The organism is Methylobacterium sp. 22177 (genome assembly GCF_052045615.1).
Classification (GTDB): domain Bacteria; phylum Pseudomonadota; class Alphaproteobacteria; order Rhizobiales; family Beijerinckiaceae; genus Methylobacterium; species Methylobacterium radiotolerans.
In genome coordinates, this window is sequence record NZ_JBQEPK010000072.1 from 1 (window position 1) to 16,306 (window position 16,306).

The window sequence follows — 16,306 nt, forward strand, 5'->3', positions numbered from 1 at the left end:
TGGGTGGTTTGCTGCCCGTCCGCTCCTGAGGAGAAAGGCATCAAAGCTGACATAGCTACAGCACCCGCTCATGAACCCGAGCAGGATAAAGCCCTGATATAATGACGCGAAATATAGTATTTGCCGCATTGATCAAAAGATTCCGCCCGCATCGATCCGTTTGCTAGCTCAAGCGCCACTGGTTATATTGTAGTGCCAGGAGGGTAAACATCTACGGCAACCCCAGAGCTATTCCGGATAGAGAAAACCCGCCACGGCGATCCGGGCGGGCTTAATTGGTGCGACATGCAGGCAATGGGGGACTTAGGCTGCGTATGCCTTCGCTACCAAACCGAGCTCTGCGAAGGCCTCAGCGAGCTGCAGCAACTCCTCTCGCAAGACCATCATGTCGGAATAGGCCTTCGTCAAATTTGGATTGCTAGCAAGGGGTTCGAGCACGAAGCTTTCTAACTCACGGCGAAGCTGAAGGCTCGACTGTTCGAGTGAATGACCAATGGCCTGCATCTGGGGACCGCGCGGACCGAGATCGCGTCCCGATGTCATCTCAGCCTTCAGGGCAGCGACGAGGTGCTGGACTCCGTTCTGGTCCAGGATGCTCGGCAAGACGTAGATATCTGCCATCGACGCCTCACGCCGCCTGGATGTCGAGAAGGAAGGCATCGACCTCCTGCTTGACGCTCAGCGATTGTGTGGCGAGTTCGGCCGCCGCGCTCAGCACTTGTGTCGCTGCGCTGCCGGTCTCACCCGTCGAGGTCAGAACACGCGCGACGTTGGCCGATACGTCCTGCGTGCCGCGCGCCGCTTCGCTGGCGTTGCGCGAGATCTCACCCGTCGCTGCCGTCTGCTCGACCACAGTCGAGGCGATCATGCCGGCGATCTCGTTGATTGATGCGATCGTCCGGCCAATCCCCTGGATGGCCTCCGTCGCACGGCAAGTCGCGCCCTGGATCGCGGCGATCTGACCACCGATCTCCTCGGTCGCACGCGCCGTCTGGCCGGCCAACTCCTTGACCTCGGCGGCGACGACTGCGAAGCCGCGCCCCGCGTCCCCCGCACGCGCGGCCTCGATCGTGGCGTTCAGCGCCAGAAGGTTGGTCTGACCTGCGATCGACGAAATCGTCGTCACGGCTGCGCCGATCTGCTCTGCTGCCGCCCCCAAATCGGCCATCGCCGCGCCAGTTGCTTCCGCCTCGTGCGCCGCGCTGGCGGCGACCTCGTTGGAGCGAACCACCTGTCGCTCGATCTCCTGAAGCGAGGAAACCATCTCCTCGGCGGCGGCCGCCACCGTCTGCACGTTGACCGAGGTCTCCTCCGCGGCCGCGCTTGAGGCCACGGCTTGGCTGTTGGTGTTATCGGCGACCTGGGTCATCGAGCGGGCAGTGGCATCGAGCTCGGTTGCAGCCGAGGTGACGATCTCCAGGGAGCTCGCAACCTTCTGCTGGAAGGACTTGATCAGGGCGTCAACGCGATCGGCCCGGCGCTGCCGCGCCGACTGCTCGGCGACCTGTGCGGCCTCCAGTTCGGCCCGCGCGATGGCGTTCTGGCGGAACACCTCGACGGCCTGTGCCATCTCACCCATCTCGTCGGTGGCCGCGCGCGAGGGCACATCCACGGCATTGTCGCCGGCGGCCAGACGCTTCATGGCCATGGTCATACCGGCGATTGGTCTGATGATGCTGCGGGCCAGGAGGAAGGCTAGGACGCCGCCGATGATCAGAGCCAACCCGAGGAGGCTCATCTGGATGAGTCGGGCACCCGCAACCGATGCTGCGGTGGCATCGGTGATCTCCTCGACCGCGAGTTTGATCATGCCACGCACGCCAATGGCGGCTTGGTCGATGGCATCCGTATGCGGCTTGATGCCAGTGTCGAAGGCCTTGTTTGAAGTCGCCATTGCCGCAACCGTGGCACGGAAGTTGGTCGCGTAGGCAGCGAGTGCGACATCGACCGCCTTCATCTGCGTCTGGAATGGCGCGCTGCCATCGGCATTCCTGAGGGCCTTCATGGCCTTCTCAGCCTTCTCGACGTTCGTGGCGAACGTTGCCGGTCCCTTCGGATCGAACGTCGCCAGGAAGCGCCAGTTAGCGACGCGGACGAGCAGCATGGCGCTCTCGACGGTCTGAGCCCGGCTGAGCGTCGCCTCATCGGCTTGTGAGCGCACATCGGAGACCAACGTCGCGGTCGCACGGGTGAGGTCGTCACCGCCCGTGAAAAGCTTGTCCTTGGCTTCCTTCAGGGTCACGCCGGCGGCTGCCAGACGCTCCAACTCGGGCTTCATCGCTCGAGCATCCTCATTGATGCCCAAGTAAATCTTACGGCGCTCTTCCGAGATAGCACTCCTCGCCAATTTAGACCCGGCTTCCTCGATCTCATGCCGGGCGGCTTCCATAGGCGCGACCTGCTCCGGCTTGGGCGCGAGCCGGTAATTTTCTGCATCGCCCTTGAGCTGAGCGGCGAGGATATTCACCGTATAGACATTGCGGGCAATGGCCTCATATCTGCCGCGCTCTTCGTACTGGTCGGTGACACGGCCGAGCTGATAATGCGCAACCCCACCGAGAGCTGCGACGACGACCATCAAGCCGCTGAAGCCCGCGTAAAGTCGAGAGCGAATACCAAATTGCACGATCTGAGCTCCGAGGGCAAAAGCCTAGCTTTTTACACTTTCGTCTTCTATTCCTATTATTTAGTTAGCGGCAGCTCGACTATTTCTGGTTGCCTGATGACGCGCTGACCGGCCTCGGAAAACCCTCAATCCGAACAGCTTTCTATGGAGGATCATGACAACTTTTGGTTAGATACGCCTCGCGGTCGTGGCCGACGGCTTAGGCGCCTGACCGAAGGCTCGATTGACGTCCGCTTACGAGCGAACTTGGTGGCCGGCCGAAGGTCGTTTTTGGGTCGCTATCGGAACGGCGGCTCGGGGTGGAAAGCTGCTGGTCCGCTTTCTGAAAACAAAATCACTAAGCGGACGTCTGGCGCTCGACAGGTCGGGACTCCAATCAGCATGATCGCTGATGACCACGGCCCCATAAGAACGAAATTTCTCAAATCTGTAGAAATTCTCCAGGAAGCATGGGCTCCGTGAAAATCCGCAGCTAAAAAAAACTTATCTATTTGATCGAGGCGATTGGCCGAATAATTTAATAGGATATGCTCGTTGTGACTGAGATCGGGGCGCGTCGCCAACGGTTCTTGGAGCGTCGTCCCGAACCGGAATGCTCGGCCAATCCCCGGCGCGCAAGCTCCCTGCAGACGGCGCAAATGTCGTCGATGGGGTCTGAACTGGGGCGGCCGGACCGGATCTTGATCACCGACGCACTCATGAATTCGTCATCCAGGACAGCCAACACCGTGCGTTCGTCCGCCGTGAGTGGACGCTCGACGTCCTCGCCATCGACAAGTTGATCCATGGGGGCGCGTGGCATCGCTTGCATGCGCAGCTACGGCACACTGGGGAAGTCGTACAGCTCAGCCGGGTTCTGAACGAGAATGCGCCTGCGCACGCCCTCATCCGGCGCCCACGCGCTGAGGAGATCGAATAGTTGTGCGTCGTCGGGCTTGGTCGTCTCGGTCGCGTGGGGCCAGTCGCTGCCCCAGACCATCCGCTCGGGCGCGATCCGCGCCAATTCCCGCGCCACGGCGGACGCGTCGGGGTATTCCGGGCCGCCCTGTCGGGTATTCAGGTAGGGACCGGACAGCTTGACCCACGTGTTGCCGCGGCCGAGGAGACGCGACAGCGTAACGAAGCTCGGATCCTCGACGCCGCCGGGCTGGGCAACGCGGCCCATGTGGTCGAAGGCGATCCGTACGGGAAGCCTCGCAAGGAGAGACTCGGCCTCCACCATCGCCCGACCGGGCATATGGAACTGGATATGCCAGCCGAACGGCTTGATGCGCGCGGCGAGCGGCTCCGCCATTTCGAGAGATGTCGCGCCGGCCTGAACGAGATTGAAGCGGATGCCTCGAATCCCGAGCCCATGCAGGCGCTGCAGTTCCGCATCGGTGACAGAGGTATCGACGACAGCGACGCCACGTGCATTGGAGCCCATCTCGGCTATGCCGGACAGCGTGACTTGGTTGTTCGTACCGTAAGCCGAGGGCGTGACGACGACGTTCCGCTGAAGTCCCAGCCGGCGCTGGATCTTCCGGTAGTCGTTGGGGAACGCATCCGGGTGCAGCACGGGAGCGCCTGGAACGGTGGCCACCCGCTTGTCGAAGAAGTGCATGTGACAGTCGGTGGCACCGGCGATTACCGGGGTGCGCGGGGGTTCGGAGCCCGCCGAGTACGGGTAAGGCTCGGCGGCCGAGGTGGCTTTTGGGATCGACGCGCTGAGCGCCAAGCCGACCCCAAACTTGAGCAAGTCACGGCGGCTGACATGGACCCTAGAGGATGAGGACATGGTCGCGTTCCTTGACTTCGATTGGTTACGGATGGGTCGCGTGCGGCAGGACAGCTACTGAGCGACGACGCCAGCCTGGATTGCGTCGATGGCTGCCCGGTAATCCGGCGGCTCGATGCCGTTGAGCTTTTCCTTGAGCCCCAGGCTGTCCTTCCAGCGCAGGCGGGTTACGACGGCGCGGGCCATCACCGGATCGACGCCGGCATCCGCTACAGCCTCGGCGGACATCTCCAATTCCTCGGCGCGGCGCTTGGCGTGGATCACGCCGGACGGGATCAGCGCCTCGACGGTGTCCATCCAGGGTCGGGCCAGCGTCTTGCACGCAGACGCCAGCACGATCTCGTCCACCCCATAATGTCGGGCGGCGAGCAGCATCTCGTCGGTCAGCGCCTCGATGCCCTTGATCAGGACCGAGCGCAGGATCTTGATGCCCGACGCGGTGCCGAGCTTTTCGCCGACGAAGGTCACGTTCATGCCGAAGGGGTTGAGGAAGTCGCGCACGCGCTCGCCGGCCGCGCCGCTGACGAGGATGGGCATGGCGTAGCCGTTCTTCGGCGTGCCCTCGATGGAGCCGTCGCCCAGGAGCGCGCCGCTGTCGGCCAGCTGCTCAGCGACGCCGACCTTGATCTTGGGTGTGGCCGAAGCGAAGTCGATGAAGGTGTGCCGGTCGCTGAGACAGCCGACAAAGGCCGCGGCGCTGTCGAGCGAGGCCGAGCCCGGCGTGACGCTGACGATCAGGTCGGCCGCATCCGCCAGTTCCTGATTTGAGCGAACGAGGGATACACCGGCGTCCTGTGCCCGCCGCTGGATCAAGTCGGCGTAGGGGCCGTCGAAGGCGTACTTGTCGTAGGCCGTGACCTGTTGCAGGCCAGCATCACGCAGACCACGCCCCAGTGTGCTTCCAATCTCGCCGTAGCCGACGAGGCCAAGCCGGAATTGTTTTTGCGTCGTCATCGCTCTGTCCTCCCTCTCATCGATGCTTTGCTTGTGTTCTCAAGACCGCGTGGCCCGTCAGGCAGCTGCGCGGTCGGGGATTTCGGCGATCGTCAGGATGTCGAGCAGGGCCTCGACTGGATGAGCCAACCGAACGCCGTCGATCAGCTTGACCTGCGACCGGCAGGAGTACCCATCGGCCAGCAAGCGGCCGGATGTGCCGGCTCGGCCGACATGGCCGGCCCAGCTGAGCCCGTAGATGTGTTCCGACATCGCCCGGTGCTCGCTCTCGTGGCCGTAGGTCCCGGCCATGCCGCAACAGCCCGACGGCAGGATGGTGAGACGGTGGCCCAGACGGGTGAACACCGCCTGCCAGTCGCGCAGGGCGGCGGTCGCGGTGGTCCGCTCGGTGCAATGGGGCAGCAGTTGGAACTCAGTCGGCATGCCCGCCGCCGGCCGTCGCTCAAGGTGCCGGGCCAACCATTCTTGAACGAGCCGGACCCGCGGTGCCCCGTCGACGCCGAGCGCACCGACATACTCGGCCCGGTAGGTCAGGGTCATCGACGGATCGAGGCCGACGAGGTCCACCCCGGTCTCGGCCAGGGACCGCAGCATCGCGGCATTGCGATGGGCTTGGCGTTCGAAGGCACCCAGGAAGCCGTGGACGTGCAGGGGCTTGCCATTGGGCAGGAAGGAGGCCAGCCATGGCCGGAAGCCGAGCCGACTCAGCAGGTCGAGCAGCGCTAGGACCAACGGCGTCTCGTAGTGGGTGGTGAACGCGTCCTGGACCACCACCACGCTGCGCGCGTGCTCCTTCCGCGAAAGCGCACGGAGGGCTTCCGGGCTCGCCACCTCGACACCTCGGCGCCGAGCCTCCGTGATCATATCGAGGCCGGACAAGGCCGGCATGGCGGTCAGGCCGAACGCATGAGCCAGCCAGGTCCCGACGCGAGAGCCGGTTGAGGCGTTGGCGAGACGGGGTGCGCGGGCGGCGAGCGGGAGGAGCCGTTCGATCAGTCCGACGACGTGGTCGCGCGGGCGACGCAGGTAGCGGCCGTGATAGAGTTCGAGGAACTTCGCCCGGAAGGTCGGCACGTCGACCTTGATCGGGCATTGGCCGACGCAGGACTTGCACGCCAGGCAGCCGTCCATCGCCTCCTTAACGGCGTGCGAGAAGTCCGGCTCTCGCGACAGGCTGGCCCGTAGCCTAGCCGGGAACGCGAGCCAGCCTCGGCTGCGCCGCTGATGCAGGCTCTCGTCGAGAGGGTCGACCCCCTCGGCGGCCAGCCGCCGCAGCCACTCGCGCATCAGCTGCGCCCGGCCCTTCGGGGAGTGTCGCCGCTCGCGCGTGCCCTTCCAGGACGGACACATCGCGTCGTCCGGGTCGTAGTTGTAGCAGGCCCCGTTGCCGTTGCAGTGCAAGGCCTCGTCGAACCCTGCCCGCACCGCGGCCGGGATGGTCCGGTCGAACCCGCCCTTGGTCGGCACCCCGTCGACGGTGAGGAGTTTTGCGCCTTCCGGGGCTGCGATCTTGCCGGGATTGAACTGGTTGCGCGGGTCGAAGGCGAGCTTGATCCGTTGCAGGGCGGGGTAGAGCGGCCCGAACACCTGCGGCGAGAACTCGGAGCGCACGCCCTTGCCATGCTCGCCCCAGAGCACCCCTCCGTATTTCCGGGTCAGGGCGACGACCTCCTCGGTGATCTCCCGGACCAGCGCCTCAGCCCCCTCTGCCTTCATGTCAATGGCGGGCCGCACGTGCAGCACACCGGCATCGACGTGACCGAACATGCCGTAGACGAGACCGCGCCGGTCGAGGGCGGCGCGGAACTCGGCGATGTAATCGGCGAGGTTCTCGGGCGGGACGGCGGTGTCCTCGACAAACGGGATCGGCCGCGCGTCGCCCTGCATGTTGCCGAGCAGGCCGACCGCTTTCTTGCGCATGCCCCAGATCAGGGTGACCGCGTCGGTCGCCTCCGGCGGAGCTACCCGCACGCCGTCTCCCTCGGCCTCGTCGCCGTCCTCGGCGAGGCGCTGGCTGCCCTGGGCGCACGCTCCGAAGGCGCGAACCGCATCCTGCTGCTGCGACGCCGGATCGACCACGGACTCGCGCGCCACGGTGAAGCCGCGGCGGCCCCCGGTCCGGCCGTCACGGGCCAGCCTGTCGGTGACGGCGGCGAGCCGCGCGTCGAGGTCCGCCCCGGTATCGGCCAGCAGCTCAACCAGGTTGACGCCCTCGGCCGGGCCCTCGGGGTCGTCGGGGAAGTAGGCGCTGACCTCGGGCCAGACGATGTCCCCGCGGGCGAGGGCCAAGACGCGCGAGTCCACGGTCTCGATGGAGGCCGCGCCAAGGGTGACGAGCGCGCGAGCATCCCGGAGGGCCGCGTCGAAGCTGTCGTAGCGGACGTTGACGAGGGCGGCGTGGCGCGGGATCGGCAGCACGGACAGCTCGGCCTCGGCGATCAGGCCGAGGGTGCCTTCCGAGCCGCACAGCACCGCGTTGAGGTCGAACCGACCCTGATCGTCGCGCACATGGGCAAGATCGTAGCCGGTGAGGCAGCGGTTGAGCTTGGGGAAGCGTTCTGCGATCAGGGCGGCATCAGTCGTGACGACGTCGTCCACGACCCGATGGATCTCGCCGACGCGGTCCGTCCGAGCTGCCACGGCGGCGAGGTCGTTCGCCGCGAAGGGCGCCGACCCCCAGACGGTTCCGTCGCTCAGAACCATCGTCAGCGCGCGCACGTGATCCCGGGTCTTGCCGTAGAGGCAGGAGCCCTGGCCGCAGGCGTCGGTGGAGATCATCCCGCCGATGGTGGCGCGGTTGGAGGTCGAGAGTTCCGGCGCGAAGAACAGGCCGTACGGCTTCAGAGCCGCATTGAGCTGATCCTTCACCACGCCCGGCTCGACGCGCACGGTGCGCTGCTCCGGGTCGATCTCCAGGATGCGGTTCATGTGCCGCGAGACGTCGACCAGCAGGCCGCCCGAGAGCGACTGGCCGTTGGTGCCCGTGCCGCCGCCGCGCGCCGAGACCTGCACCGCGGCGAAGCGCGGCTCGTCGAGGAGCTTGCCGATGCGCACGAGGTCGTCGCGGTCCCGGGGGAAGGCCACGGCCGCCGGTTGGACCTGATAGATCGAGTTGTCGGTGGACAGCACGGTCCGGTCCGCGCCGCCGCCGGAGAGCTCGCCCGCGAAACCGCGGATCCGCAGCTCCGCGAGGAAGGCGGCGTAGAGGGGCGCAGGGGCCGGCAGATCGGTCAGGGCGGGGATCATAGCGTGCTCGTGCGAAGGTGCATGCCGAGAGGGATGGGCCAGGGCCGGCACCGCCGCGGGGACGGCGGTGCCGGCCTGCGATGGCCGATGCCTAGGGGGTCGTGACCTTGGCGTCGCGCTCGACCGGCTCGACGACCAGCAGCATCACCGCCAGCGCCAGGAGCGACGAGGCGCCGAGGAACAGGAAGACGGCATCCCAGCTGTAGGCGTCGAGGAGCAGCCCGGTCACGAAGGGGAACAGCGCGCCTCCGGCCTGTCCGCCGGTGTTCACCACTGATACGGCCAGCGGATAGGCGTCCTTCGTCGTCAGACCGGCCGGATAGACTGTGAAGGAGGAGTAGCCCACGTTCAGCAGGAAGCCGGTGAGGAACAGCAGGAACGCGAGCGTCACCGGCTCGTTCGGCGCGTGGATGAGCGCGTACATCATGAACACGGTCGAGACCGTGCTGATCAGGATTGTCGGCTTGCGCCTTTTGCCAACGACCCGGTCGGAGAACAGGCCCCCCATGATGTTGCCGAGCACGCCGCCGATGAACGGGGCCGAGGCGACGAACCCGACGTTCATCAGCGAGAACTGCTTGACGTTGGTCAGGTAGGTCGGGAGCCAGGCGAGGATGACGTTGATGATGCCGGTCATCATCAGGTAGCCGATGGCCAGCCCCCAGATGTTGCCGGACGCGAATGTCTCCTTCGCCGTGGCGATGGGTCGAACTGACCGACCCCGGATGATGCGGTCGAGGCGAGTGAAGCGCGGCGTGCCAGGCGACGTCGGGGCCACCGTAGGCGTCCGGTTGGTGGGTGTGGCCGGGAGGCCGCTACCGATATGGGCTGCCTCGGCCGGCGACACGAAGCGGCTGCGCGCCGGCTCGTCCACCACGAGGAGATACCAGAGCACGGCAAAGACCAACCCCGGCAGCGCGCAGATGAAGAAGACGTACTGCCAGCCGAGGGTGGCGATGATCAGCGCGCCGAGCGGCGGTACGATGACGGGACCGAACTTGGCGGCCGCGAGGAAGAGGCCGACCGCGGTGCCTTTTTCCTGGGTCGGGAACCACCGGTTCATGGTCGAGAGCATGGTGACCGGCAGGGGCGCCTCGGCGATGCCGAGGGCGAGACGGTTGAGCTTCATCGCAAGAGCCGAGCCCGTCGTGCCCAGGAGGCCCGTGAACAACGAAGTCAAAATCATGAAGATCGGGAAGACGATCCGCGTGCCGAGTTTCTTGACGAGGAAACCAGCGGGGATCTGCATCACCGCGTAACCGACGAAGAACAGGCTGACGACCGCGCCGGCCTCCGTATTGGTCATCGAAAACTCCTTCTTCACGAAGGGGAGCACGATGCCGATGTTGGCGCGGTCTGCCGCGGCCAGGGTGTAGACGATGAAGATGAGCCCCATGACGACCCAGCGATATCGGGTCATCCGCTCCGTCACGGGAACCGCTCCCGCAGTGGCTGCGCCTCTGGCCATATCCGTTTCCTCCGTAAGGGCACCACGCATCGTTCGAGCACGTTGACTGTGCTCGGGATCCTTCGAATGGGATCTGTTGTTCGCTGCGAGGCGATGAGATTTTAGACGAGCTTAGTCGTAGGTATTTTGATCGCTCCAATTCAGAAGCAATCAGTCTTTCTGCCGAACAGAAATGGATCCAGCGCGTGATCGGCTTCAATGTTGGGGCTCTTAGGCGGACCTACTTGGCGTAGGCGCCCTTGTAGGTCCCGTCGCGCACGCTTTGGAGGATCGCCTCTTCTTTAGCCTCCTGCTGCCTCACGGCGCGAAGCAGTTCCTCAGCGACGGCGGGCGGAAATGCCACCACGCCATCCTCATCGCCCACGACGATATCCCCTGGTTGGACGATCATCCCTCCGACCGCAACCGGCACACCCATTTGACCGGGACCGTTCTTGTAGGGACCGCGGTGGATCGCTGCGCGGGCAAAGACCGGGAAGTCCGAGCGTGCCAGGGTGCCCGCGTCGCGGATCGCACCGTCGATGACTAGACCCGCTGCGCCCCGTCGTTCCGCGATTTCGGCCATGATCTCGCCGACTAGAGCCCGGCTCGTGTCGCCGCCCCCGTCGATTACCAGGACATCCCCAGGCCGGAACGCGTCGAGGGCTTGATGGATCGCGCGATTGTCGCCCGCCGCGGTTCTGACGGTGAAGGCCGGTCCGACCATGGGGCCACCCCTGTGGAACGGGCGCAGGCCGATAGCTCCGGGCAGCCGCTCCAAGTTGTCGCTGATCACGGCCGTCGCCACGCCCGCAAACATCTGCGCCGGGCTTATCCCGGCTGCATGCTCTCCGTCCTGCATTGGCTCCTCCCGCTGATTCTCAATACGTACAATAAAAATACATTCTGAGCAACAGCCGGCCGGTGTTCAGGGCGATCCCATTCCTAATGCGTACATTTTTCGTACATTATGCTGACCCGGCTTGCCGATGGCTCCTGTGGTTCGCTAAGCTCGCGCCTCAGACCGGAGGGACGATCACACATGGCGGAGGGACAGGACCGCGCGTACGACGCGCTACGTCTCAGGGTGGTCAGCGGTCACTACGCGCCGGGCTTTCATCTCCGCGAAGAGCCCCTTGCGAAAGAATTCAAGCTCAGCCGGAGCCCGATCCGAGCAGCTCTTCGCAGGCTCGTCGAGGATGGCTTGGCGACGACGGATGCTGGGCAAGGCATCCGCGTGGCCGAATGGGGCGACGCCGATGTCGAGGAGACCTTTCGACTACGGATCCTGCTCGAAGCCCACGCGACCGAGCTGGCCGTGGCGCGCGGCGGCAGTGCACTGGTGGAGCAACTGGAGGACTGCAATCGAAAGATGGCGGCTGCAATCGCTGCGGGTGGCGACGCTGCCGTCACCGCCATCCAGGCTATCAACCGGGATTTCCACCGCACGCTCCTAGCCTTCGCTGGTTCTCCTCGGCTCCGCATGATCCTGGAACCGATGATCGACATGCCCGTGGTGATCCGGTCCTTCTACCTCTACACGCCGGCGGAACTCCTACAGAGCCTTCACCATCACGAGGACATCGTCATGGCCGCGCGCCTTCAGGACGCGGAGTTAGGGCGGCGGGCGATGCAGCTTCACCTGAAGATGTCGCAGGCCCGTGTTCAACACCACAGAGTTGCTTGGCGACAATCCGTAAAAGAACCAGGAACGGTCAGGAGCTTCGACCCGCGCCCCGAAGCCGTGGCGTAGGTATTCCGAGACGGCGCCCTGTCGGGCGCCAAGTTTGCCATGATCGAAGGCGGGATAACTATCGTGCGGATAGCGGACGACATCCTGCCAACGTTCAGTACGGGATAGACATCCCGTAAGGTCTGCTTTGGGGAAGCTATAAAATTGATCTGAGCGTCCGGGTTGGGTCGCCACCGGAATGGCGGCTCAGGGTGGTTTTTCGCCGGTCTGCGTTCGGGCATCAACGTAAGAAAGCGGACGCTACCTCCTCGCCAGCTCCGGCCCCTTTGCGGACGAAGCCAACTGAGCAATAAGCCTCTATTCTAGCGCAGATAATCGACAATATCAGCGCGGTTTATGCCGGGGGCAAATCATGTTAACTTGCTGGTATGGGCATCTTCCACATCACCCCCAGTGATACAGCCGGTGGTAGCCTCGTTCAGGCGCTGCGCAACGCAGGTCAGGACATTGAGGTGCTCAATTTTCGGGACGATCTCAGTTGTGGGCCTATCCACCCGCTTGATCCTGCTACGCGGGCAGCATGGTGGAGGCAGTGGTATGGTGGCCCTGAAACGGAGAATGAAGTCGATCAGTTCTGGGAGCGTGTGGCCACGACAGACGGCTACCCGATCGTCTGGTTCAGTCGGCATACCGCTTCTGAATATTGCTTTTTCATCGCGTTGAATGCTTGGCTTGGAGAGCGCCCTTTCTATATCATCGACGTGACGGGGCGGCAGGTCTCCTCGAAAATGCGGGACGGTTCAACGATAGTGTACCAACCCCAATCAGTCTCGATAATGGGCGCGGATGCCATGAGATCGCTCCTCGGTCAACAAGTGCCAATGACCGTGGAAGAGAGACATGAAAACCGAAAGCTATGGCAGTACCTTCAGTCTGAGAATGCGCCGTTCCGGATCATCAAAGAAGCAAGGCTAGTTTCAACGACGATTGACCACTTTGATCCGATTATCGAGGCGCAAGCGACTTCAGAATGGAAATCGGTCGCGAGCATCATCCATGAAGCCTTTGGAGAAAGTTCCGAGCCATATAGGCAAGTTGGCGACTTGATGTTGCAGATGCGCCTCGTTGCCCTTGTCGAGCAAGGTCGGCTCCTTGCTGAAGGTGATCCCTGGAACCGGTCTTCTCGCATAAGGCTGCCGGCGGCTGACTGATCAAGGCATGAGAAGCGCATGCGTGCGCTGGCCATTCGACGTTTGAATTGCGGGTAGGACGCCCCAGGCGCTTTCCATCCCGAACCGAATTTGCCGAGCGGCCGACAAGTGTCCGCTTCTGGGAAGCTCCGTTGGGCGGTCCGGACGGCTGGGTTGGGTGGTTTCCGGCTAGTCGGCTTTGAAGCATCAAACCCAAAGAGCGGTCGTTCGACCCATTGCAGGAGCTGGCCAAACGCCGAAGCCGGCGTCACCGCGGCGCTATTCCGATGCTCGCGTTGACTCTCGAGTTCGTGAGGCTGTAGCTGAGCAGTGACGGTTCCCCTCGGGGATCAAAAGGGAACGCGGTGAGGTCACGCCCGTGAGGGCTCGGCCGATGCCTCGGCTGCCCCCGCAACTGTAAGCGGCGAGTCCTTCATCACGACGTCACTGGGCGGCCTCGCCCGGGAAGACGATGAGAGGGCAACGACCCGCGAGCCAGGAGACCTGCCGTCAGCCGTGGTCACACGCGGAGCTTGCCGGGCGGGGTGTCCTGGGAGGTGTCGCGGCGCCGTGGTTCCTTGGAGGACGCGACCGCCGAGGCCTCGTTCGCGGTGACGTGCCACAGCCGTCCCCCGAGGCCGTCCCGTGTCCAGTCCCGTTTCCTCCGCGCTCCGGCGCACGCTGGCGCTGTCCTGCGCCGCATCCGCGCTGCTCGTCTCCATTCCCGCCCGCGCGCAGCAGGTCGCCGCGCCCTTCGCCGATGCCCAGGGAGGCGCGCAAGCTGCGGTCTCCCTGTCCGAGATCTCCGTGTCGGCTACCGGCGTGCCGACGCCAATTGCCAACACAGGATCGAGTGTCACCGTGCTCACCGACCGCCTGCTTCAGGAGCAGCAGCGCCGGACGGCGCCGGATGCTCTGCAGCAGGTGCCGGGCCTCAACGTCGTGCAGACCGGCGGCGCCGGCGGCCAAACCTCGGTCTTCATCCGGGGCACCAACTCGAACCACGTGAAGGTCCAGATCGACGGCATCGACGTCAACGACCCCTCGACCCCGAACCGCGCCTTCGACTTCAGCCAGCTCCAGACCTACGACCTCTCGCGGATCGAGGTGCTGCGCGGGCCCCAAAGCGGCCTCTACGGGGCCGACGCCATCGGCGGCGTCATCTCCGTCGTCACCAAGCGCGGCGAAGGGCCGGCTCGGGCGACGGCGACCGTCGAGGGCGGCTCGTTCGGCACCTTCAACCAGTTCGGCAACATCTCCGGCTCGGAGGGGATCTTCGACTACTCGGTGTCGGTCGGCCACATCCGGCAATCCGCCGTCCAGGTCACGCCGTTCGAATTGCTGCCTCGCGGGGTGCCGTTGCGGACCGCCTTCACCGACATCAAGACGGTCTCGACCAAGCTCGGGGCGCAACTCACCGACGAATTCCGATTCAACTACGTGCTGCGCTTCTCCGACAGCGCCTATCTCGACCAGGCCGACGGCGGTTTTCCGTACGTGCCGCTGCCGTACCGGAACCTCAACGACCAGCAGCAACTGATCATGAGGGGCGAGGCCGAGTGGACGCCGGTGCCGGGCTTCCACAACGTCTTCGGGGCGAACTACTCGAAGTTCGACCGCCTGTTCGCCGGCCCGCTCGACCCGCTCGCGCCGCCGACGCCCACCACCTACCTCGGTGAGCGGACCCGGTTCGACTACCGCGGCGACTGGCAGGTCTCACCCGGCAACCTCGTCCTGTTCGGGGCCCAGCGCGAGGACGAGCGCTTCGAGACGACCGGCATCGACCGGTCCAACGGCAACACCGCCGGCTTCGCCGAGCTTCAGACGACGCCCTTCGCGGGAGCCGCGCTGGTCGCCAACATCCGCCACGACGCGAACGACCAGTTCGGCGGCGCGACCACCTTTCGGGTGGCGCCGAGCTACATCGTGCCCGGCACCGATACCCGCCTGAAGGGCAGCGTCGGCACCGGCTTCAAGCCGCCGACCCTGAGCCAGCTCTACCAGGACTACCCGGGCTTCCGCTTCTTCGGGAACCCGAACCTGCGGCCGGAGGACAGCTTCGGGTTCGACGGCGGCTTCGAGCAGCCGCTGTTCGACGGGTTCATGACCGTGGGCGCGACCTACTACCAGACCGATTTCAAGAACCTGATCCAGACGGCCTACTACCCGACCTTCTCCACCAACGTGAACGTCGGTCGGGCGACCGCCTACGGCACCGAGAGCTTTGTCGCCCTGCGCTTCAACGAGTCCTGGAGCGGGCGGCTGGACTGGACCACCACTGTGACGAAGGACGAGATCGCCCACCAGGAGCTGCTGCGTCGGCCTCGCAACAAGGTCAGCGCGACCGCGATCTGGAACCTGATGCCGGGCTTGACCATGACCGGCACGCTCATCGTGCTGGGGTCGTTCGTGGACGGGAACAGGGACTTCTCCGTGCCCCGCCTGAAGGCCCCCGGCTTCACGCTGGTGAACCTGTCAATCAACTACGCCTGGAGCGAGACCCTGACGGTGTTCGGGCGGATCGATAACCTGTTCGACCAGCGCTACCAGAACCCGACCGGCTTCCAGGGCCCGGGGCTCGCCGTCTACGGTGGCGTCCGCGTGGCGTCGTTCTGAGGTCGCCGATGCCGTCGCGCCGCATGCTTGCCCTCACGGCAATCCTGTCCGCCGTACCCATGGGTGCAGCGGCGGCACCCGTGCGGGTAGTCTCGATGAACTTATGTGCCGACGAGCTCGTCCTGCGGCTGGCCGACCGCGACCAGGTGCTGGCGGTCACCTATCTCGCTCGCGACCCGCGTGGGTCGACGGTCGCAAGCGAGGCGGTCGGGCTGCCAGTGACGCGGGGTCTGACCGAGGAGGTCGTAGCCCTGAAGCCCGACCTTGTGATCGCCGGTGCGTTCACGACCCGCACGACGGTGGGCATGTTGAAGCGCGTCGGCGCCCCCGTGCTCGAACTCGGCGTGCCGGCCGACCTCGACGGCGTCCGTGCGCAGATCCGGCAGGTCGCGGCGGCGCTCGGCCATCCCGAACGGGGCGAGGCGATGGTGGCGGCGCTCGATGCGCGTCTTGCCGCCATCTTGCCGGCCAAGCGGCCTCTACGCGCCCTGGTGATGCGTCCGAACGCCTTCACGGTGGCACCCGGCGGGCTCGGGGACGCGCTGATCCGCGCCGCCGGCCTCGTCAACGTCTCGGCCGAGATCGGGCGTGACCGCCTGGGGCAGGTGCCCCTCGAAGCGGCGGCGCTGGCGAACCCGGACCTGATCGTCGTCGATGAAGGAGCGCCGGGCTGGCCATCGCTCGCCGACACACTCCTGCACCATCCGGTTTTTCGGGCTCTCGCGCGGGCGCATCGAACGGTCGACATCCCGAACCG

The 16,306-nt window shown here is 65.1% G+C and carries 11 protein-coding genes and 1 riboswitch; of the genes, 4 read left to right on the top strand and 7 right to left on the bottom strand.

From position 1 onward, the window contains the following. Positions 1-303: 303 nt before the first annotated feature. The 7 genes from ACTJK8_RS30585 to ACTJK8_RS30615 all read right to left on the bottom strand — a co-directional run bounded on the left by ACTJK8_RS30585 (position 304) and on the right by ACTJK8_RS30615 (position 10,912). The gene (locus ACTJK8_RS30585; RefSeq protein WP_012319510.1) at positions 304-621 is read right to left on the bottom strand and encodes a hypothetical protein; all 318 of its coding nucleotides are present in this window, start codon (positions 619-621) and stop codon (positions 304-306) included. A gap of 7 nt (positions 622-628) precedes the next feature. Further along, positions 629-2,578, bottom strand: coding sequence for a methyl-accepting chemotaxis protein (locus ACTJK8_RS30590; RefSeq protein WP_012319509.1), 1,950 nt, complete (start codon positions 2,576-2,578; stop codon positions 629-631). Positions 2,579-3,443: 865 nt separating this feature from the next. Continuing rightward, positions 3,444-4,229 (bottom strand): amidohydrolase family protein, encoded by a 786-nt coding sequence (locus ACTJK8_RS30595; protein ID WP_440763059.1) that lies wholly within the window; start codon positions 4,227-4,229, stop codon positions 3,444-3,446. A gap of 228 nt (positions 4,230-4,457) precedes the next feature. Beyond that, on the bottom strand, positions 4,458-5,357 hold the full coding sequence (locus ACTJK8_RS30600; RefSeq protein ID WP_063110927.1) for an NAD(P)-dependent oxidoreductase: 900 nt from the start codon (positions 5,355-5,357) through the stop codon (positions 4,458-4,460). Between the two features lie 57 nt (positions 5,358-5,414). Next, the gene (locus tag ACTJK8_RS30605) at positions 5,415-8,603 is read right to left on the bottom strand and encodes an FAD-binding and (Fe-S)-binding domain-containing protein (protein WP_440763060.1); all 3,189 of its coding nucleotides are present in this window, start codon (positions 8,601-8,603) and stop codon (positions 5,415-5,417) included. 91 nt (positions 8,604-8,694) lie between these two features. Continuing rightward, positions 8,695-10,023, bottom strand: coding sequence for an MFS transporter (locus tag ACTJK8_RS30610; protein ID WP_440763061.1), 1,329 nt, complete (start codon positions 10,021-10,023; stop codon positions 8,695-8,697). Between the two features lie 268 nt (positions 10,024-10,291). After that, positions 10,292-10,912 carry an RraA family protein gene (locus tag ACTJK8_RS30615; protein ID WP_063110930.1) on the bottom strand — a complete coding sequence of 207 codons (621 nt, stop codon included), beginning with the start codon at positions 10,910-10,912 and terminating at the stop codon, positions 10,292-10,294. A gap of 180 nt (positions 10,913-11,092) precedes the next feature. Here ACTJK8_RS30615 and ACTJK8_RS30620 point away from each other — a divergent pair, with 180 nt between their 5' ends. From ACTJK8_RS30620 to ACTJK8_RS30635, 4 genes are all read left to right on the top strand, one after another. Next, a complete protein-coding gene (locus ACTJK8_RS30620; RefSeq protein ID WP_063110931.1) occupies positions 11,093-11,803 on the top strand; it encodes a GntR family transcriptional regulator in 711 nt (236 codons plus the stop codon). Positions 11,804-12,171: 368 nt separating this feature from the next. Then, entirely contained in the window at positions 12,172-12,954 is a 783-nt protein-coding gene (locus tag ACTJK8_RS30625; protein ID WP_440763062.1) for a DUF3658 domain-containing protein, read from the top strand. Positions 12,955-13,250: 296 nt separating this feature from the next. After that, positions 13,251-13,459: riboswitch (cobalamin riboswitch) on the top strand. Positions 13,460-13,578: 119 nt separating this feature from the next. Continuing rightward, positions 13,579-15,549, top strand: a complete 1,971-nt coding sequence (locus ACTJK8_RS30630) for a TonB-dependent receptor plug domain-containing protein (protein WP_440762926.1) — start codon at positions 13,579-13,581, stop codon at positions 15,547-15,549. 8 nt (positions 15,550-15,557) lie between these two features. Further along, positions 15,558-16,306 (top strand): ABC transporter substrate-binding protein (locus ACTJK8_RS30635; RefSeq protein ID WP_440762925.1); only part of this gene is annotated, 749 nt, incomplete at its 3' end.